This is a genomic window from Paenibacillus sp. FSL F4-0122, assembly GCF_038002845.1.
Taxonomy (GTDB): Bacteria; Bacillota; Bacilli; order Paenibacillales; family Paenibacillaceae; genus Paenibacillus_AQ; species Paenibacillus_AQ odorifer.
The window spans coordinates 1,082,818-1,100,275 of record NZ_JBBODI010000001.1 but is presented as its reverse complement, the minus strand read 5'-3'; the positions used below and the strand labels follow the sequence as shown (position 1 = coordinate 1,100,275).

Genomic DNA, 17,458 nt, shown 5'->3' with positions numbered 1-17,458 from the left:
TAACAGGCATTAAGGATAGCCAGCTCCGGATTCCCCCCCGGATCTGGCTATCTCTTTTATACGAATATACGAAAACACATAAAGGGATGATTTCATGATAGAGCTTCGTAATGTATCCAAAACGTATCTAAACGGAACCAAAGGATTAAACAACATTAACCTGACCATTCCAGCCGGAGAATTTGTAGCTATTGTTGGTCTTTCGGGAGCAGGGAAGTCGACCTTGCTGCGTTCCATTAACCGGCTTCATGATATTTCCGAAGGTAATATTCTTATTAACGGACAGTCCATTACGAATGCAAAAGGAAGCCGGCTACGAATGATCCGTAGGAATATCGGAATGATCTTCCAAAGCTTCAACTTAGTGAAACGTACGACTGTGCTTCGTAATGTTTTGGCAGGACGGGTGGGCTATCATTCCACACTGCGGACGATACTTGGCAGATTCCCACAAAAGGATATCGATTTAGCCTTCGAATCCCTTGATCGGGTAAATATCGCCGAGAAGGCCTATACACGTGCAGATCAGCTATCTGGAGGTCAGCAGCAACGTGTAGCTATTGCCCGTGTTCTTGCGCAGGAGGCACAGATTATCCTCGCAGATGAACCTGTAGCTTCACTAGATCCGCTCACAACCAAGCAGGTTATGGATGATCTAAAGAAGATTAATATGGAACTCGGGATTACGACCATTGTGAATTTGCATTTTATTGATCTGGCTAGAGAATACGCTACCCGGATTATCGGGCTCCGGGCAGGAGAGGTTGTCTTCGATGGTCCTGTATCGGAGGCAACCGATGAGAGGTTTGCTGAGATTTACGGCAGACCGATTCATCAGGAAGAGTTGTTGGGTGAGCCTGTACTCGGAGGCGTGTGAGATGAGTGTGAATGCAGAGAAGCTACATCCCAAACCGCCAAGAAAGATAAAACATTATTTTACAGCCATTATATTAGTAGTATTACTGTGGAGAAGTGCTGTCTTAACCGATTCATCCTTCGGAGAGCTGATTTCCGGTCTGCCGAATATGCTTGATTTGCTTAAGGAAATGTTTCCCCCGAACTGGGGGTATTTTGACAACATTATAGATGCGATGCTGGAGACGATCCGGATGGCGCTGGTTGGCACAACGTTTGGTGCCATTCTTGCGGTTCCGGTTGCGCTGTTGTGTGCAAGCAATATTACGCAAAGCCGTTGGCTTCATTATCCGGTCCGTATGCTGCTGAACCTGATCCGCACGATTCCCGATCTGCTGTTGGCTTCTATCTTTGTGGCCATTTTCGGCCTCGGTGCGCTTCCTGGGATATTTGCTTTGACGATATTTTCGTTGGGGCTGATCGCCAAGCTTACCTATGAAACGATGGAGACGATTGATCAAGGACCTTTGGAAGCAATGACTTCAGTAGGGGCTAATAAGATTCAACGCATTATGTTCGGAGTCATTCCACAGGTACAGGCTCATTTTATGTCTTATGTCCTATATGCCTTCGAGATTAATGTTCGTGCTGCGGCGGTTTTAGGTCTGGTAGGAGCGGGTGGGATCGGCCACTATTATGAAGTCACCCTAGGCTTTTTGGAATACGATAAGACTTGCACCATCATCTTGTTCACATTAGCAGTAGTACTGATTATTGATTATGTAAGCACTAAGCTGCGGGAGAAATTAATATGAGTAAATCATGGAATACCCTTGTCCCTAAACCCCGTAAAAATCGTTTTCGTTGGCTGATTTATGTAGCCCTAGCTGCGTTATATATTTGGGCTTTTTCGGGAGTGCCGTTTAATGGATTCAAAGAAACCGCCGGGATCATTACTAAAGCAATTTTTGCCGGGATATTCTCACCTGACTGGGCCTTCGTTTATTTACCAGATGGGGAGGATCTCCTGCGGGGATTGCTCGAGACGTTAGCTATTTCAATCCTAGGCACTTTTATCTCGACCTTTTTATGTATTCCTTTTGCATTTTGGGCTGCAGTTAACATGAGCAAGGGAAAGGTAATTTCAGGTTCCGGCAAGCTGATGTTGAGCTTTATACGAACCTTCCCTGAGATTATTATGGCTTTGTTATTCATCAAGGCTGTTGGACCGGGTTCTTTTGCAGGTGTGCTGGCTCTGGGACTACATTCGGTGGGCATGCTCGGCAAATTGTTCGCGGATGAGATTGAGAATATCGACAACGGTCCACTCGAAGCTTTAATTTCTTCTGGCGCCAGCCGCATGCAGGTATTGTGGTTTGCAGTGTTACCGCAGGTGCTGCCGGGATTCTTATCCTATACCTTATATAGATTCGAAATTAACGTTCGTTCGGCTACGATTTTAGGTGTGATTGGAGCAGGGGGGATCGGCACACCGTTAATCTTCGCGCTCAGTTCACGGAATTGGGACCGCGTGGGGATTATACTGCTAGGTATCATTGCGATGATCACAATTATTGATTTGATTTCCGGCAAGATCCGGAAGAAGCTGGTGTAACCGAGTTGCATAATGATATGTGAGACAAAGACCTCCTTAGGGTATGAACCGAACCTAGGGGAGGTCTTTTATGATATGATCCATACTATATTGGACCATTCGAAAATGTATGAAAAAGTAATAATTATTTTTTCTGAAACATATGTTGGTCTATCCGACTTGTACCAAAGGAGTTGAAGGTTTGGAATCTGCGCTTATTGGCAGCTTTGTATCGGCAATGGCTACCGTTCTTGGAGCATTTCCGATCCTGTTCGTGAAGAGGTTATCCGAGAAGTGGAAAGATATCCTCGTAGCCTTCACTGCGGGGATTATGGTGTCCGCCTCCACGTTTGGACTCATGCCGCAATCGATCAAAGAATCGGGGATTATCGCTTTAACCTTGGGCTTGATTACCGGAGTGCTGCTGCTTGATTTAATTGAAAATAACATCCCGCATATCGATGTGGAGAATAAGCCCGGTTATACCAATATGGATTCAAAAGCGCTGCTTGTTATGATTGCGCTGTTCATCCACAACATACCAGAAGGCCTCAGTACAGGTTTCAGTTATGCCAGCGAACAGGCCAGTTTAGGTCCTACCGTGGCGATTGCCATTGGCGCACAGAATATGCCGGAAGGTTTGATTCTTGCGGTCTTTCTGATGAATTCGCGAACTAGCAAGCTAAAAGCCTTAGGAATCGTTACACTTACCGGCTTGATGGAGATGGTATCTGCGGTGATCGGGTATTTTACTGCTAGTTACCTGCATAATGTTGTGGGTTATGGTCTAGCTTTTGCAGCCGGGGCTATGCTCTTTATCGTCTACAAGGAGCTGATTCCGGAGAGTCATGGCCATGGTTATGAGCGGCCTTCGACGTATTCGTTTATTTTTGGATTATTGATCATGGTGTACATCACGCAGATATTTGGGTGAGCAAATAGAACTCTAATCTATAAAAAAGAAGACCAATGAAATGCCAGAGCAGCTTTAAGCTGCCTGACCTCATTGGTCTTTGTCTTGTTATAACTAAGCTTTATCCCCGCAGAATCGCCTCAATTTGCTCTAGCTCTTCAGCGCTAAGCTCCGGGGCATTTAAGGAAGCGATGGCATCTTCAATCTGGCTTACCTTACTTGCGCCGATCAATGCAGAAGTTACTTTGCCTCCACGGAGTACCCAAGATAACGCTAATTGAGACATTTTTTGTCCACGTGCAGCAGCAATCTCGTTCAGTTTGCGAACCTTGCCGATCGCCTCTTCGGTAATGGCATTCTCAGACAGGAATACACTTGGACCAGCGGCACGGGAATCAGGAGCGATTCCGTTTAGATAGCGATCGGTCAGTATGCCACCTTGTAACGGGGAGAACACAATGGAGCCGATGCCTTCTTCAGACAATACATCCTGCAAGCCATCTTCAATCCAGCGGGACATCATGGAATAGTTTGGCTGATGAATCAGGCATGGCGTGCCAAGTCGACGCAGAATTTGTGCCGCTTCGCGTGTTTGTTCAGGTCCGTAATTCGAAATCCCGACATACATCGCTTTACCTTGGCGTACCACGAGGTCCAGCGCAGCCATGGTTTCTTCCAGTGGTGTATTTGGATCTGGGCGGTGGTGATAAAAAATATCAACATAATCCAGTCCCATACGTTTTAAGCTTTGATCTAGGCTGGAGACGAGATATTTTTTGGAGCCCCATTCACCATAAGGACCAGCCCACATATAATATCCAGCTTTAGTCGAGATAACCATCTCATCACGATAAGGGGTCAGATCCTTTTTAAGAATTTGGCCAAAGCTTTCTTCGGCGGAGCCTGCGGGTGGACCGTAATTATTGGCAAGGTCAAAATGAGTGATTCCAAGATCAAAAGCTCTTCTTACCATGGCGCGGCCATTCTCAAATAAGTCGTTGCCGCCAAAGTTATGCCATAGACCAAGCGAGATCGCTGGCAGGAGTAGACCGCTCTTTCCGGTGCGATTATATTTCATATTGTCATATCTGGTAGCGCTTGCGTTATACATGATTTATTCCTCCTATAAACACTTATTACTTAGTAAGTTACGTCCTTATTGTAGCGAAAGATCGCGGACAAACGTATGTCAGCAAGGAAGGAGTTTATAGTACAATGTCATTTTCGAGATGACGGCTACGGTATTCTTTTGGCGAACAACCTTTCACCTTCTTGAACATCCGCGAAAAGAGTAAGGGGTCCTGATAGCCTACAGAACGTGAGATTTCACCAATCGTGCATAGGGTCTCTGTCAGCAGCTCGCACGCCTTAGCGATGCGGAAATTTAATAGATACTGCTGTGGTGGCATACCTATTGTCCGTTTGAACAAGGAGGATAAATATTTGCGATCCAGCTTGAGCGAAGAGGACATCATCTCAACCGAAATATTTTCACAATAATGTGTATGCAAAAAGTGCAGGCATTGCTCGACGTAAATACTTTTTTGACGTGGTAAAGGAAGTACATCTGGAACTGCTGGCACCGCTCGAAGTAACAGAGAAAAGAACTCATACATAATTGCTTTTAGAGGTAGATCCAGGCTGTCCGAAGCTTCAGCTGCTTGTGTCAGGAGCTCGTATAGTTTCGGCATAAGCTGTTCATCCATTGGAAAGATCGGGTGCTCAGGTGACAAGGCGGTTTTGGCCAAAATATAATCAACCTGCTCCCCGGTAAAAGCTACCCAAGAATAGGTCCATGGATTTGCTATGTCTGCTGTGTAGGCAGTTACGATATGCGGATAGGTGAGAAAAGCTTGTCCTGGTTTAAGATAATGGGTCTGTTCACCCACAGTAACTTCACCTGTTCCTGCATGGATAAAATGTATCTTATATACGTCACGAACCCCAGGCCCAAAAAAATGCCCGGGAAGACACTGCTCCCGCCCCCAGTAATGGAGATGCAAGTCGGGATTGCCTCGGAAGGGACGCTCAGAATTATAGTTAAATATCGCCATGGATGATTCCTTCTCTTTCTTTTATAGAGTTGATCTAGGGTAGTTGTACCCGCTTACTTTTATTATACAGCATATTTTAGAAGGAATATGAACTCGGAATTGTTGCGAATTTAAATATCGTAGTTTATCCTTGTCCAGTTTGGTTAAGTAAGCTATGAAGCTGAACGTATGAGCTAACTACATCAATAGGAGGTAATGGAGATGAATAAGAGAATAGTGGGTGTCTTTGCTGCCGAATACGAAGCTTCGCGAGCTATTGAGGAGTTGAAGCGTCAGGGCTGTAGGACAGAGGATATTTCGATTATCGCGAGAAATAAAGCGGATGAGGAAACGCTTAGAGACGAGTCGGGAACCGTGGCCCCGGAAGGTATGGCTACAGGTGCAGCTACTGGTGGTCTGCTGGGTGGAGTAACGGGGCTGCTGATGGGAATTGGCGCTTTGGCTATTCCTGGTATTGGACCTATTATTGCAGCCGGACCTCTTGCGGCAACACTAGCCGGAGCGGCGATAGGCGCAGGCAGTGGCGGTTTAGTCGGCGGACTTATTGGCCTTGGTATCCCTGAAGAGGAAGCAGAAAGCTACGATAACTACGTGGATGAAGGTCATATTCTAGTAATGGTGGATGTGGAAGGCGAGCAGAAGGAGCAAGAAGTGAAACAAATCTTCACAAAGTATAACAGCCTGAACGCAGAACGCTTTGAGAAAGTTGCTAATATAGATCCATTAGCGAGTGAGCGTATTGGAAATAAATAAGAAGCAATTAGCATTCAGTGTAAAAAAAAAACAGGCTATCTCACTAGCAATGGATACTGTTAGTGAGATAGCCTGTTTTTTGTGGTTTTATAGAGAGACAGCATTTTGTCTAACGGTCAGCGCTTCTGGTATTTCTTTTCCTGGTAGGAAATGAATGCTGCGGATATAGCGGATCGTGCGGCTCTGTGCGCGCATGATTACCGAATGTGTCTCCGCGCGTTCTTTGCCGATGAAACGGACACCGTTCAGGAATTCACCTGACGTTACACCCGTGGCGGCAAAGAGGACGTCGCCCGTGCCAACCATATCTTCCATGTATAGCACTCGCGTAGGATTGGCAATTCCCATGCGTACACAGCGCTGCAGCTCTATGGGTCCATCCGGGAGCAATCTGCCCTGCATTTCACCACCAAGGCATTTCAGTGCAGCGGCAGCAAGAACACCTTCGGGTGCTCCACCGGAACCCATATACAAATCGACATCGCTGTCTGGCAGTGCAGCCGCAATAGCGCCAGCAACATCTCCGTGACCAAGCAGCTTAATTCGTACCCCGGCTTCACGCAGGCTATTAATCAGCTGCTCATGCCGTTTGCGATCCAGCACCATTACGGTTAACTCGGAGAGGGATTTGCCAGTGAAATGGCAGGCTTTTTGCAGAGTGATCTCTACAGGGTCCTCGAGTCTAAGCTTCCCGGCAAGTTCGGGCCCGCAGGCTAGCTTCTCCATATAAATGTCCGGGGCATGCAGCAGGCTGCCTTTATCTGCTATAGCAATAACAGATTGCGCATTATGCAGGCCGCAGGCAACAACCTCAGTTCCTTCGAGTGGATCGACGGCTACATCGACAGAGGGACCTTTTTGGTTCCCGACTTTCTCACCAATATAGAGCATTGGAGCATCATCCATCTCTCCTTCACCAATCACAACAGTTCCGTCGATGGACACAGAATCGAACATGGAACGGATCGCAGTCGTGGCTGCATCATCTGCCGCATTTTTATCGCCCCGCCCAATCCAGCGAGCCGAGGATAAAGCACCTAGTTCAGTTACCCGTACAATCTCAAGGGCCAGTTCGCGCTCCATTCTAATTCCCTCCAGTGCATTCTATATATTTTGTAAACTGAAATTTAGATATAACCCATAATAATCCCAGCGGTTTCTTCTATAGCCTTGTCAGTAATATCAATTACAGGACAGCCCAGCTTGTTGAACAATGAAGCGGCGTATTCCATCTCTTCGGTGATCCGTTCCAGACTTGCATATTGGGAGCCTGTCGGTAATCCCAGAACCTTGAGTCGCTCAGAGCGGACCTTCAGCATGTACTCGGGTTTCATGGTTAATCCGATAAGCCGGTTCGGCGGCAAGCTTAATAGTTCTTGTGGAGGACCAATCTCCGGGATAATCGGATAGTTAACGACTTTTTTTCCTCTATGGGCCAAAAAGATGCTAAGCGGTGTCTTTGAAGTACGGGACATGCCCAGCAGAACGATATCGGCTTTGAGCATGGCACCCAGATCACGGCCGTCATCACAGGCGACGGTGAATTCTATAGCTTCTATGCGGCGGAAATAATTCTCGTCGAGCTGGTGGAGAAGACCTGGCCGCTGCTGAGGAGCATCGTCGAAGGTATCAATGAAGGCCTGCATCATAGGGCCCATGATATCAACGATCCGCAAATCAAGACGTACCGCTTCCTCGCGGATCATTTCTCTTAATTCTGGCTGCACTAATGTATAGGCGACAAAACCTTGATGCTGAGCTGCTTCTTCCATAAGCTTGCGTAGCTCGTCTTCATGCCTAATATTGCCGTATCTTTTAATGGTGACCTGCTGATTCTGAAATTGGTGAATAACGGCCTGCACGACAGCCTCTGCCGTATCTCCTATAGAATCCGAGCATATCGTTATTAAGTTGGAAGATTGCTCGATGCTCATGGGTTCCTCCTGTTATCCTTTGGCTTCAAGTTCGAGGAGAAGTTTGATGATGGAGGTTTTTGTTAAACGTCCTACCACATCCAGTTTTGTACCGCCGTCTTCAGCGGCGCTGGGAACAACCACCGGCAAACTGTCTACCTCGTGAAAAATCATCTTATGTGCAGCTTCAAGCACCGGCTCATCCGGTGAAGTTGTGACCACTTTGGGCTGGCGCGTCATAACCATGCTTACGGGCATGGAGACTGCACCGGGGTTGCCCAGGGTTACCTTTAGGAAATCCTTACGTGAAGCAACGCCCGTGAGTTTACCCTCTTCGTCACAGATAATAAGAGTGCCTACATCTTGTAGAAAAAGCGTAACTACGGCATCTTGAATAGTTGTGGTCTCACGGATAACTATAGGTACACTTTGAATTTCTTTGACCATCGTTTCCTGCAGCAGATAACCGCTTCCCTGACGACTGGATGATTTCAATCCTGGGAAGTACCCGACCTTCGGCTTGGCGTCGATATATTTGAGCATAACCAAAACAGACAGATCCGAGCGAATTGTTGGCCGGGTAAGATTCAAACTTTCGGCAATCTGTTCGCCGGTAATCGGAGCTCTTTTGTTAACGATATCGATAATCTCTATTTGACGTGATGTCAGTTCGATCACAATTCCCTCCACTTCCGATAAAAAAGGCATTCCTCTTTAGAAAAGAAGCGCCGTTAAGCGAATCCTCCTTTCATATATGAGTCATATTTAGCTGTGTTTAATTTAACTTGTTTATATAATACGCAATAGTGGTCATAAATGCAATATATAGTACGTCATATATTTGTTTTTTTTAACGCAACAGTGTTGATCTTCTTTTTTTGCAGTAATTGCTTTAAAGCATCAGCATTCACTAGGATTGTTCCGGCAATGATGGTGAACACTCCGAGAATTGTAATCCAAGATACGGACTCCTTGTAAAAGATAAAGCCTACACCCACGGCAATCGGTGGAGAAATATAAAGCCAGGTAGAAGGAAACACTGGGTTGGTCTTAGCTACGAGCCAGTAGAACAAGGTATGGCCGACCATGGAGCCGATAACTGTGAGATAGAGCAGTGAACCTGCTGTCTCGAATGAGAAGAGAAATGCAGGATGTACTTTTTCCGTGGCAAAAGAAAGAATGAATAACAGTGCACCGCCATACATCATTTGAGCCGCATTCAGTGCGATCGGTGAGACTGCAGGCATACTGTTAATTACTTTTTTGGAGTAAATCGCACCTACAGCATAGCAACACTCTCCAATTAGGACTACAGTGCAACCGATGAGCCACAGTGGTGAAATATCAACGGCGAGATTGGGGAGAACCAGCAGCAGTACGCCAGTGAAGCCGATGATGCAGCCATATAGGGAGATGGCGGGTGCCTTTTGCCGAAGAATAGAGGTTTGGAGCAGCAGGATCATGATCGGTCCAGTGGCAGAGAGTACAGCTGCAAGCCCTGAAGAAACATATTGTTCAGCCCAGTAGAGACCCGCGAAGGTGCCGAAGGTTAGTGCAGACCCGGTGAACAACATTTCTTTGCGCAACAGCAAGGAGAAGCTGGCTTTACGTTTCCAGACCATCCATAGGAATAGAACAGCGCCCGCGACAAAAAATCTTAAGCCCGCTGAAAAAAAAGGAGGCGCACCGGCATCTACGCCGATTTTGATAGCTAGAAAGGTCGTGCCGAAGATCAGACATACAAGTGCATAAGCAAATAAGATCATTTTGAAAGTCCCCTTTTGTGTGCTTTATAAAATATAAGAATTTATAAGCTGGCATTTTGTTAATCATATAGGGGAGAGGACAGAACAGATTGCCTTGTGTAGAACAGATTAATTCAGAAATCGTGTACAATATGATTACAAGGTTGTTCGGAGAGGAGTTGTAGCCAGATGAAAAAGGTTGTGGGAGCGGAGCATAATCATCCCTTGTTTCGGCAGGTCTATGAATTTCTATTAAATCGCATGGAGCGAGGGGAGTGGGTCGCACATGATAAGCTTCCTTCTATACGGCTGCTGGCGGAGGAGCTTAAGGTACATCGACTGACCGTCTTCAAAGCGTACAGACGGTTGACGGAGGATGGAAAGGTTTATGTAAAAGATAAATCAGGATATTACGTGGCACCCATAATCTCGCTTCCTGCTATTGAAGTAGGAGCCGCAGTATCGGCTTATGCGCTCACTAACCCGCTGTCTGATATTCAGAGAGTGCCAGTTAAGTATCAGTTCTCGCAGGCGCTGATTGATCCGGGGCTGCTGCCGAACCTTTTTCTATCTGACTATGTCAAAAAAGTGTTCGATCTATATCCCAAGGTAATGGGAACGTATGCCTCGGTCCAGGGGGATAACGAGCTGCGTGAGACGTTAAGCCACCACTTTCGGAAGCAACATCGGCTGCAGTTAACTTCGGAAGAGCTGCTTATTACCTCGGGTGCGCAGCAGGCGATCAATCTGATTGCCCGGATTGTGCTTGGTCCTCTGGATACGGTGCTTGTGGAGCGGCCTACTTATAGTGTTGCTATGGATATTTTTCGCCGGGAGGGGGCACGGTTGGTTCCGGTAGAGATCACTCCGGAGGGATATGATCTGGAGGAAGTAGAAGCTTTGATGAAAAAGCATAAGCCGCGTATGTTCTACATTAATCCAACGCATCACAATCCAACTGGATACACGGTGCCTGTGCAACAGCGCAAGCTGTTGGTAGAACTGGCCGAGCGTTATCGCTGTTTACTGGTGGAGGATGACCCGTTCCGCGATATGTATTTTGATGAGGAGCCGCCGCCGCCCTTTTTTGCTTATGATACGGAGGGCTGGGTGATTTATATCAGCAGCTTCAGTAAATATGTAGCCCCTGGCTTACGAATCTGTGCGGTGGCCTGCCGATATCCATTTATGGAGCGTCTGATCACGGCCAAATCACTCGCGGACAATGGTACTCCGCTGCTGAATCAAAAAATATTTCTACATTACTACACCTCCCCACGCTTGCAACAGCATCTCGGTAAGCTGCGCATTGCGCTTCAAGTGCATAAGGAAATCGTAGAAGAGGAGCTGGCGGGTACTGGCTGGGAATGGACGACTCCGCAAGGCGGATTAAATCTATGGGTGAAACTACCGGAGCATCTTACGATGGATCGCCTGTTTGCTTCAAGTATGGCGCAGTCGATCGCTTTTGTTCCTGGGGAGTTATTTGATCCACTGGGGGAAATGAAGTCAAGGCTTCGCCTAAGTTATTCCTTTGCAAGCGAAGGGGTGCTACGCGAAGGAATACAGCGTTTGATTGGGATCGCGCACAGTTTGTGAGTGGGTACAGCAGGTATGGGGGATTAATGAAGAGGATATGAGGAGTTAAAGAAGATTAGAGGAATTAAAGAAGAGGATTAGAGGAATTGCTACCGGATAAACTTGTATCACTTGTTTGGGAATTCCTGTAACACTTTCCACGTTTACTCCGTCTGTAAGGTAAAGAAGGGGGTTTTCAAATTGCGAAAGATCAATTTCCGAAAGTTCAATTTCCGAAGTCCAATGATGATATTTCTAGGTGTCCTATTAATATTTACGGCTTTGCTGACGGTGCGGCCCTCAGTCACTTACGCCTGTTCCTGTGTTATGCCTGCGGAGCCACTGGAAGCTCTTGAGAAAAGTACAGCTGTCTTTGTCGGGAAAGTAGTGGACATGAAGGAGCCGTCACAGGGGAACATAATTTCTTCTGCTGATCCAGTAAAGGTAACCTTTGAGGTGGATTCCAGCTGGAAAGGGGTCGAGGGGAATCAAGTTACATTGACTACGGCTTTATCTTCTGCAAGCTGCGGCTTTGAGTTTGTGGAAGGGGAAAGTTACATTGTCTATGCTTATGCTAGAGACGGTGGAGACTCTGGTAATCTGGAGGCTAGTTTATGCAGTCGAACTAAGCGGCTAACCGCTGACTCAGTGGATCTGAAAGAACTGGGGCCCGGTATTTCGGCAACGACACCTACCGCTTCTCCGGAGGTAACCCCGAATAATTCACCGGAGTCAGGAGCTGGGAGTAATGGGTCTGATCTAACGGGGGACCCCGCTGCGGACAGTGATTCCTTTCCACTTGTTACTGTGGGGATCAGTGGAATAATTATCGTTCTAGTAACTATCGCTGGGGCTGTTCTATACCGTCGTAGAAATGATGGAACGCGCAAAAAATGACTCTACCTGTAGAGTCACGTCATGTAATGGTGAGATCAAAGTAGGCAGTAAGAGTATATAAGGTGTTGTGCTGAAATAAGCGGTCGCTCGGGATAACATCCGAGCGACCGCTTATTTGTTTGAGATGACCTTGAGTAACTGGTGGGCTTGTTGGTGGCTGCTGGTGCTGGTGGTTGTGCTGGTGCTGGTGCTCAATTGTAGCTCGGAACCATCTAGAATCAATAATTAGGGAAATCCTCCCTGATTTTATCGTGTTTTACTCAATATTAGCGATAATTGCGGAATTCCTCCCTAAAATTCTGCGGAAATTGCCCTTTTTGCCTATAATCGGCTAATTATTAAGGAGAAATTCCGCAAAAAGTTCAATGTGTGCTTATAAAGTACGATTATTAGGGAGGAATTCCGCAAAAAGTTCAACGTGCGCTTATGAAGTTCGATTTTTAGGGAGAAATTCCGCAAAAAGTTCAATGTGTTCTTATAAAGTTCGATTATTAGGGAGAAATTCCGCAATAAGATTAACGCGCGCCTATAAAGTTCGAATTTGAGGGAGAAATTCCCTAAATATGATTTCAAAGTGGGCGGGACTTTGTGAAGCAAATTCTAGTTATTATTGGTGTGGCAAAGTGAAGCAAGATGAACTCTAGATATTGTAGGGTGTTGCAAAGTGAAGCAAGTTGAACTTTAGATGTTGTAAGGTAAAGCAAGGTGAATTCCGTGTAGCAAGGTTAATTTGGGTGATGTGATTAAGGTGAATTTAATGAGTTAATGATGAATTTTTGCGATGTAAGTTGAAATCAGTTGAAGTAAGTTGTGAAGTAAGTTGCGATGTAAGTTGAAATCAGTTGAAGTTAGTTGTGAAGTTACTTGAAGCTAGTTGAAGTCAGATAAAATTAGTTAAAGTTAGAAGATGTCAATTGAGTTTAGATCGCAAGCCTACCTCGCCCTCGTCACACCCACCCAAATAACCGGGTAAGCTGAGCGACAGCAAAGGTTACTCCGATGGCGATACCCAGCGGAATGACTGCTGAGAGAACGGCCCACTTCATGCTTTTTGTTTCCTTGTAAATGTTCACGAGTGTCGTACCACAAGGATAGTGAAGCAGGGAGAACAGCATCATGTTGAGTGCGGTCAGCCAGGTCCAGCCATGTGAGAGAAAGACATCTTTGATACTGCCTAAACTGTCGATATCAACCATAGCGCCTGAGGACATATAGCCCATAAGCAAGATAGGCAATACGATTTCATTCGCAGGAAGTCCAAGAATAAAGGCCATGATGATAAAGCCGTCCATGCCGAGCATATGTGCAAACGGATCAAAGAATGTAGCCATATGATTCAGTACAGAATCGCCGCCAATAAACAGATTGCCTAGAATCCAAGTGATAATTCCGGCAGGGGCAGCAACGACGATAGCCCGAGTAAGTACGTTAAGGGACTTATCTTTGGAGGAAATAAGTATGGTCTTCCAGATTTGTGGACGGCGGTAGGGAGGAAGCTCCAATGTGTAATGTGTGGGAACCCCACGCAGCGCAGTTTTGGACATGACCAAGGAAACAGTCAAGGTAACAATGATGCCGATTAGAACCATCCCCATTAGGACGGAGGCAGTGGTGAATGTACGAAGCGCACCTGTCGTAGCGGCTCCTGCCATAAATAAGGAAGACAATAAAATCAGCGTGGGCCAGCGGCCGTTGCAAGGGACAAAATTGTTGGTCAGTATAGCCAGCATTCGTTCACGCGGCGATTCGATGATTCGTGTGGAGAGGATAGCGGCCGCGTTACAGCCGAAGCCCATGGACATGGTTAAAGCTTGCTTGCCATGACCACCTGATTTTTTGAATAGTCGGTCCATGTTAAAAGCAACGCGTGGCAGATACCCGAAATTCTCAAGCAGAGCGAATACGGGGAAAAAGATCATCATTGGTGGCAGCATGACACTGATTACCCATGAGGTGCCTCGATACAAGCCAAGCACAAGCACGCCGTGCAGCCAAGCTGAGGCATGGAGAGCCTCAAATCCCGCTGTCAGATATCCTTCGATGAAGCCAAAGAAGGTAGCGAGCCAGCTAGAAGGGTAGTTAGCCCCGGCAATCGTAATCCAGAATACGACACCGAGAATGGCGAGCATGATGGGAAAACCCCAAATTTTGGAGGTCACGATATTATCCAGCTTATAAGTGCTGTTCAGTTTCTTCTTATCCCGATAAGTAACTGCATCCCCGCAGATGCCTGCGGATACGCCATATATACCACTGACAATCTCATCCCGAATGGCTCCGCCGTCAGCGAGCTTTTTTGCGGTAGACAATAGGGAATCTAGAGCGTCAGAACCCTTAGTGATAGGCAGTGACTCCATGGCCGATGACCTCCTTTGCTTCGGGTAAATCCTTGCTTTTCATATGTTCTTTGAGTGAAGTAAGCAGGCTGTCATCACCGTCCAATAAGCGCAGTGCAATCCAGCGAGCGGGATATTTGGTGCCGATGGTTTGCTCTACCAATGGTGTAAGCTCGGCAATTCCCCGTTCGATCTCTTCGTTGTAACTAATGCGCAACGGCTGCGCTGTGAATGCGCCTGTAGCCACTCGCTCCACTTGATCCAATAAGGCATCGATCCCGATTTTATTGCGTGCCGATATCGCAACGACGGGTACGCCGAGACGTTTGGAGATACTCTTCAGGTTGATGTCGATGCCCAGCTTACGTGCTTCATCAATGAGGTTGATGCAGACAACCGCCCGTCCGGTAATCTCCAGCACTTGCAAGGCAAGATTGAGATTACGTTCCAGCGAAGTAGCGTCAAGCACTACAAGTGTCACATCTGGCTGTTCAAAAATAATATAATCTCTAGCCGCTTCTTCATCCGCGGAATTTGAGTATAGGGAGTACGTTCCTGGTAAATCTACCGCGAGGTATGAATGGTTATTGTGTTTGAATTCCCCTTCGGCAGTAATGACGGTTTTACCTGCCCAGTTTCCAGTATGCTGTCGCATGCCGGTTAGCAGGTTGAATAGTGTGCTTTTTCCAGTGTTAGGATTGCCTGCAAAAGCGACGGTGAACTGACTCATGCTTCTACACCTCCAATTAATTCTCCGAATATTAAAGAACTTTCTTCTCTACGCAATGCAATGGTCGTATTGCTTACCCGAAAAGCTATAGGATCTCCTAATGGACTACGCCGCAACACCTCTACGATATTCCCGACTACGAACCCGAGGTCCAGTAATCTTCTTCTAAGCACACCTTGGACTTCAATGTCGCTGATGCGCAGCGTGCTACCCTTTGCAGCTTCTGATAAAGGAATAGTTGTTCCAGTCATGAGATCCCTTCTTTCATTTATATTTTTACCGCCTATGGTTTTTATTTTGTGTATTAGAACATTTCTTGTAGTCTGGCACAACATTAGTATATGGCAACAACTTTGTCCCTGCAACAAGAATGTTTCCCTTAGGCAAAATAAAATTAAGCAAAAAAAGCCCCTGACGAAAAAGGGCTTGTACGCTCTTTTCCGCAGGGTTGAGCTTAATTCCTAATTAGCAGTAAAATTACGACCAGCTGCCAAAATCAAGTGTACGTCCGGTCTCGACCAAGGTTTTAATATTACTCAGAACCTGCCACCAGGCGTTGATACTGCCAGCATATGAAGGATCATCAGGATGCCATTCATCGTGGATAAGCGTAAGCTTAGTAGTTCCACCCACCGGTTCAAGCAGCCAAGATATACGCGATTCATATCTTTCTGTACCCTTATGATAGGAGGGGCCGACCTTATGCGTGAAACGAAACGCTTTTTGTGGAGTGAACTCCAGCAGAGTCCCATATACATGTATCGTTTCATCGCCATCTTCACCGGGACCAACATATTCCAGCAATTCGCCTTCTTTAAAGGTGGATTGGATTACGCTACCGTAGTAAATCTGTTTAGTACCTTCCGGAGAGATCAAAGTCTCCCATACCTGCTCAGGTGTTCCGCCAATATAAAATTCATAGTGAAGTTCTTTCATTTGTTATTCCTCCTTGGTTTGTACAATCATTAATTCCCTTAGACTTATTTACACTATACAAAAGGATCACTGACAATTACGGTCAGTGATCCTAAAATAATCATTTTAAGTTTTATAATAAGCTGCCAGATCGGTAGCTATTGCGGACAGCTTTTGCTTCAGAGCTAAAGGCTCTAGGATTCGTAGTGTTGATCCATAAGGCAACAAGAAGTAAGGCGCATAAGTCAGTAAGGAGGTCTCATCGACTTGAAAGCGGGCTTGTCCGTCAATACGCTGCACCAGAGTATGTCCAAACAGCCAATGACTGCATAGATCGTTCAGGATTCCTTCATCAGCGGCGATGACTACTGCTATGAGTTTCTCTGGAGTATTTGGTGTTGGCAGCAAGCTTTTTAACAAAAAATCACGTGCAGAGAAGTCAGCAGGACGGGCAAACACAGCTTCTGTACGTTTCAGTTCAGTCATTCTATCGACTCGGAAAGACCGAATTCCTTGCCTCTGATGGCAATAAGCAACGGTGTACCACTGCCCTTTCCACAGTACAAGTCCATAAGGATCAATAGCGCGGGAAGAAATTGTCTCCCCGTTTCCCTTCCGATATTCCATCTGGAGGGTATGTCCGTTCGCCGTCGCTAATTCAAGCTCTTGCAGCAGGTGGGGAAGCGGCACAGCAGGGGAGTGGATGGTTTCTATCCCGCCCTCATGACGCTCCATCTGTTCTAATTGCTGCGCATTGCTGTATCGTTTCAGTTTGGCGATTGCTTGATCTAGAGCTTCTACATAAGGATATCCAGTTCCCCGCGCAAAGGAGGCGGCTTGCAGGAGGGAACGCTGTTCGTCGGAGTCAAAGAATAACGGGGCCTCGGAAAAATGTTCCGGAAGGCTATAGCCACCACCAGGTCCACTATCCGCGATAATGGGTACGCCACTGATGCATAACGCGTCGATGTAACGATAGACAGAGCGGACACTGATCTCTAGCGCTTCTGCTAGTTCCCCGGCGGTTCTTCCCCGTTGCTTGAGCATCCAGAGAATGGATAACATGTGATCAGCCTTGGACATAAATCAAGAACCTCCTTGCTTCATTAATTAATAGCTCACTAACTATAGCAAATTGTCTAATGATCAGCTAGAGAACCTTTTGGTGCTGACAT

Annotated in this window: 18 protein-coding genes; 7 read left to right on the top strand and 11 right to left on the bottom strand. The window is 46.4% G+C overall.

Annotated elements, in window-relative coordinates:
• Positions 1-94 precede the first annotated feature (94 nt).
• The 4 genes from phnC to MHH49_RS04690 all read left to right on the top strand — a co-directional run bounded on the left by phnC (position 95) and on the right by MHH49_RS04690 (position 3,383).
• Positions 95-877, top strand: a complete 783-nt coding sequence (phnC, locus tag MHH49_RS04705) for a phosphonate ABC transporter ATP-binding protein (protein WP_076145531.1) — start codon at positions 95-97, stop codon at positions 875-877.
• Position 878: 1 nt separating this feature from the next.
• Positions 879-1,670, top strand: coding sequence for a phosphonate ABC transporter, permease protein PhnE (gene phnE / locus MHH49_RS04700; protein WP_036676482.1), 792 nt, complete (start codon positions 879-881; stop codon positions 1,668-1,670).
• Positions 1,667-2,470, top strand: a complete 804-nt coding sequence (phnE, locus tag MHH49_RS04695) for a phosphonate ABC transporter, permease protein PhnE (protein ID WP_036676480.1) — start codon at positions 1,667-1,669, stop codon at positions 2,468-2,470. Before phnE (MHH49_RS04700) ends, phnE (MHH49_RS04695) begins: the two co-directional genes overlap by 4 nt.
• Before the next feature lie 181 nt (positions 2,471-2,651).
• Entirely contained in the window at positions 2,652-3,383 is a 732-nt protein-coding gene (locus MHH49_RS04690) for a ZIP family metal transporter (RefSeq protein ID WP_036676473.1), read from the top strand.
• Between the two features lie 100 nt (positions 3,384-3,483).
• Here the strand turns inward: MHH49_RS04690 and MHH49_RS04685 are convergent, their stop codons facing one another.
• A complete protein-coding gene (locus MHH49_RS04685) occupies positions 3,484-4,473 on the bottom strand; it encodes an aldo/keto reductase (protein WP_445321916.1) in 990 nt (329 codons plus the stop codon).
• 94 nt (positions 4,474-4,567) lie between these two features.
• Positions 4,568-5,416 carry an AraC family transcriptional regulator gene (locus MHH49_RS04680; protein WP_036676452.1) on the bottom strand — a complete coding sequence of 283 codons (849 nt, stop codon included), beginning with the start codon at positions 5,414-5,416 and terminating at the stop codon, positions 4,568-4,570.
• Between the two features lie 201 nt (positions 5,417-5,617).
• Between MHH49_RS04680 and MHH49_RS04675 the strand changes: the two genes are divergently transcribed.
• Positions 5,618-6,169, top strand: coding sequence for a general stress protein (locus MHH49_RS04675; RefSeq protein ID WP_076100480.1), 552 nt, complete (start codon positions 5,618-5,620; stop codon positions 6,167-6,169).
• An 87-nt stretch (positions 6,170-6,256) separates the two neighbouring features.
• Here MHH49_RS04675 and glpX read toward each other — a convergent pair whose 3' ends face one another.
• The 4 genes from glpX to MHH49_RS04655 all read right to left on the bottom strand — a co-directional run bounded on the left by glpX (position 6,257) and on the right by MHH49_RS04655 (position 9,848).
• Entirely contained in the window at positions 6,257-7,252 is a 996-nt protein-coding gene (glpX, locus tag MHH49_RS04670; protein WP_076274196.1) for a class II fructose-bisphosphatase, read from the bottom strand.
• A 44-nt stretch (positions 7,253-7,296) separates the two neighbouring features.
• Positions 7,297-8,103, bottom strand: a complete 807-nt coding sequence (locus MHH49_RS04665; RefSeq protein WP_038568970.1) for a pyruvate, water dikinase regulatory protein — start codon at positions 8,101-8,103, stop codon at positions 7,297-7,299.
• Positions 8,104-8,115: 12 nt separating this feature from the next.
• Positions 8,116-8,790 carry a helix-turn-helix transcriptional regulator gene (locus tag MHH49_RS04660; protein WP_051490920.1) on the bottom strand — a complete coding sequence of 225 codons (675 nt, stop codon included), beginning with the start codon at positions 8,788-8,790 and terminating at the stop codon, positions 8,116-8,118.
• A gap of 125 nt (positions 8,791-8,915) precedes the next feature.
• A complete protein-coding gene (locus MHH49_RS04655; protein ID WP_341137933.1) occupies positions 8,916-9,848 on the bottom strand; it encodes a DMT family transporter in 933 nt (310 codons plus the stop codon).
• Between the two features lie 168 nt (positions 9,849-10,016).
• Here MHH49_RS04655 and MHH49_RS04650 point away from each other — a divergent pair, with 168 nt between their 5' ends.
• Together MHH49_RS04650 and MHH49_RS04645 are read left to right on the top strand one after the other, a co-directional pair.
• Positions 10,017-11,426, top strand: a complete 1,410-nt coding sequence (locus MHH49_RS04650) for an aminotransferase-like domain-containing protein (protein WP_076130628.1) — start codon at positions 10,017-10,019, stop codon at positions 11,424-11,426.
• Between the two features lie 180 nt (positions 11,427-11,606).
• The gene (locus MHH49_RS04645; protein WP_076274197.1) at positions 11,607-12,302 is read left to right on the top strand and encodes a hypothetical protein; all 696 of its coding nucleotides are present in this window, start codon (positions 11,607-11,609) and stop codon (positions 12,300-12,302) included.
• Between the two features lie 947 nt (positions 12,303-13,249).
• Here the strand turns inward: MHH49_RS04645 and MHH49_RS04640 are convergent.
• The 5 genes from MHH49_RS04640 to MHH49_RS04620 all read right to left on the bottom strand — a co-directional run bounded on the left by MHH49_RS04640 (position 13,250) and on the right by MHH49_RS04620 (position 17,366).
• Positions 13,250-14,659 (bottom strand): nucleoside recognition domain-containing protein, encoded by a 1,410-nt coding sequence (locus MHH49_RS04640; RefSeq protein WP_341137932.1) that lies wholly within the window; start codon positions 14,657-14,659, stop codon positions 13,250-13,252.
• On the bottom strand, positions 14,637-15,368 hold the full coding sequence (locus tag MHH49_RS04635) for a FeoB small GTPase domain-containing protein (RefSeq protein WP_038568974.1): 732 nt from the start codon (positions 15,366-15,368) through the stop codon (positions 14,637-14,639). The genes MHH49_RS04640 and MHH49_RS04635 overlap by 23 nt, the downstream gene beginning before the upstream one ends.
• Positions 15,365-15,619, bottom strand: a complete 255-nt coding sequence (locus MHH49_RS04630; protein ID WP_036679839.1) for a FeoA family protein — start codon at positions 15,617-15,619, stop codon at positions 15,365-15,367. Before MHH49_RS04630 ends, MHH49_RS04635 begins: the two co-directional genes overlap by 4 nt.
• 226 nt (positions 15,620-15,845) lie before the next feature.
• Complete coding sequence (locus MHH49_RS04625; RefSeq protein WP_036679837.1) at positions 15,846-16,304, bottom strand: SRPBCC domain-containing protein; 459 nt, start codon at positions 16,302-16,304, stop codon at positions 15,846-15,848.
• A gap of 105 nt (positions 16,305-16,409) precedes the next feature.
• Positions 16,410-17,366, bottom strand: a complete 957-nt coding sequence (locus MHH49_RS04620; RefSeq protein ID WP_038568975.1) for a helix-turn-helix transcriptional regulator — start codon at positions 17,364-17,366, stop codon at positions 16,410-16,412.
• Positions 17,367-17,458 lie beyond the last annotated feature (92 nt).

Excerpts from the sequence above, each read along its gene's own strand:
- MHH49_RS04665 (WP_038568970.1), bottom strand. The coding sequence starts at position 8,103 with ATGAGCATCGAGCAATCTTCCAACTTAATAACGATATGCTCGGATTCT.
- MHH49_RS04640 (WP_341137932.1), bottom strand. The coding sequence starts at position 14,659 with ATGGAGTCACTGCCTATCACTAAGGGTTCTGACGCTCTAGATTCCCTA.
- phnE (WP_036676482.1), top strand. The coding sequence starts at position 879 with ATGAGTGTGAATGCAGAGAAGCTACATCCCAAACCGCCAAGAAAGATA.
- glpX (WP_076274196.1), bottom strand. The coding sequence starts at position 7,252 with ATGGAGCGCGAACTGGCCCTTGAGATTGTACGGGTAACTGAACTAGGT.
- MHH49_RS04650 (WP_076130628.1), top strand. The coding sequence starts at position 10,017 with ATGAAAAAGGTTGTGGGAGCGGAGCATAATCATCCCTTGTTTCGGCAG.
- phnC (WP_076145531.1), top strand. The coding sequence starts at position 95 with ATGATAGAGCTTCGTAATGTATCCAAAACGTATCTAAACGGAACCAAA.
- MHH49_RS04655 (WP_341137933.1), bottom strand. The coding sequence starts at position 9,848 with ATGATCTTATTTGCTTATGCACTTGTATGTCTGATCTTCGGCACGACC.
- MHH49_RS04685 (WP_445321916.1), bottom strand. The coding sequence starts at position 4,473 with ATGTATAACGCAAGCGCTACCAGATATGACAATATGAAATATAATCGC.
- MHH49_RS04675 (WP_076100480.1), top strand. The coding sequence starts at position 5,618 with ATGAATAAGAGAATAGTGGGTGTCTTTGCTGCCGAATACGAAGCTTCG.
- MHH49_RS04660 (WP_051490920.1), bottom strand. The coding sequence starts at position 8,790 with ATGCCTTTTTTATCGGAAGTGGAGGGAATTGTGATCGAACTGACATCA.
- MHH49_RS04630 (WP_036679839.1), bottom strand. The coding sequence starts at position 15,619 with ATGACTGGAACAACTATTCCTTTATCAGAAGCTGCAAAGGGTAGCACG.
- MHH49_RS04625 (WP_036679837.1), bottom strand. The coding sequence starts at position 16,304 with ATGAAAGAACTTCACTATGAATTTTATATTGGCGGAACACCTGAGCAG.
- MHH49_RS04620 (WP_038568975.1), bottom strand. The coding sequence starts at position 17,366 with ATGTCCAAGGCTGATCACATGTTATCCATTCTCTGGATGCTCAAGCAA.
- MHH49_RS04680 (WP_036676452.1), bottom strand. The coding sequence starts at position 5,416 with ATGGCGATATTTAACTATAATTCTGAGCGTCCCTTCCGAGGCAATCCC.
- MHH49_RS04635 (WP_038568974.1), bottom strand. The coding sequence starts at position 15,368 with ATGAGTCAGTTCACCGTCGCTTTTGCAGGCAATCCTAACACTGGAAAA.
- phnE (WP_036676480.1), top strand. The coding sequence starts at position 1,667 with ATGAGTAAATCATGGAATACCCTTGTCCCTAAACCCCGTAAAAATCGT.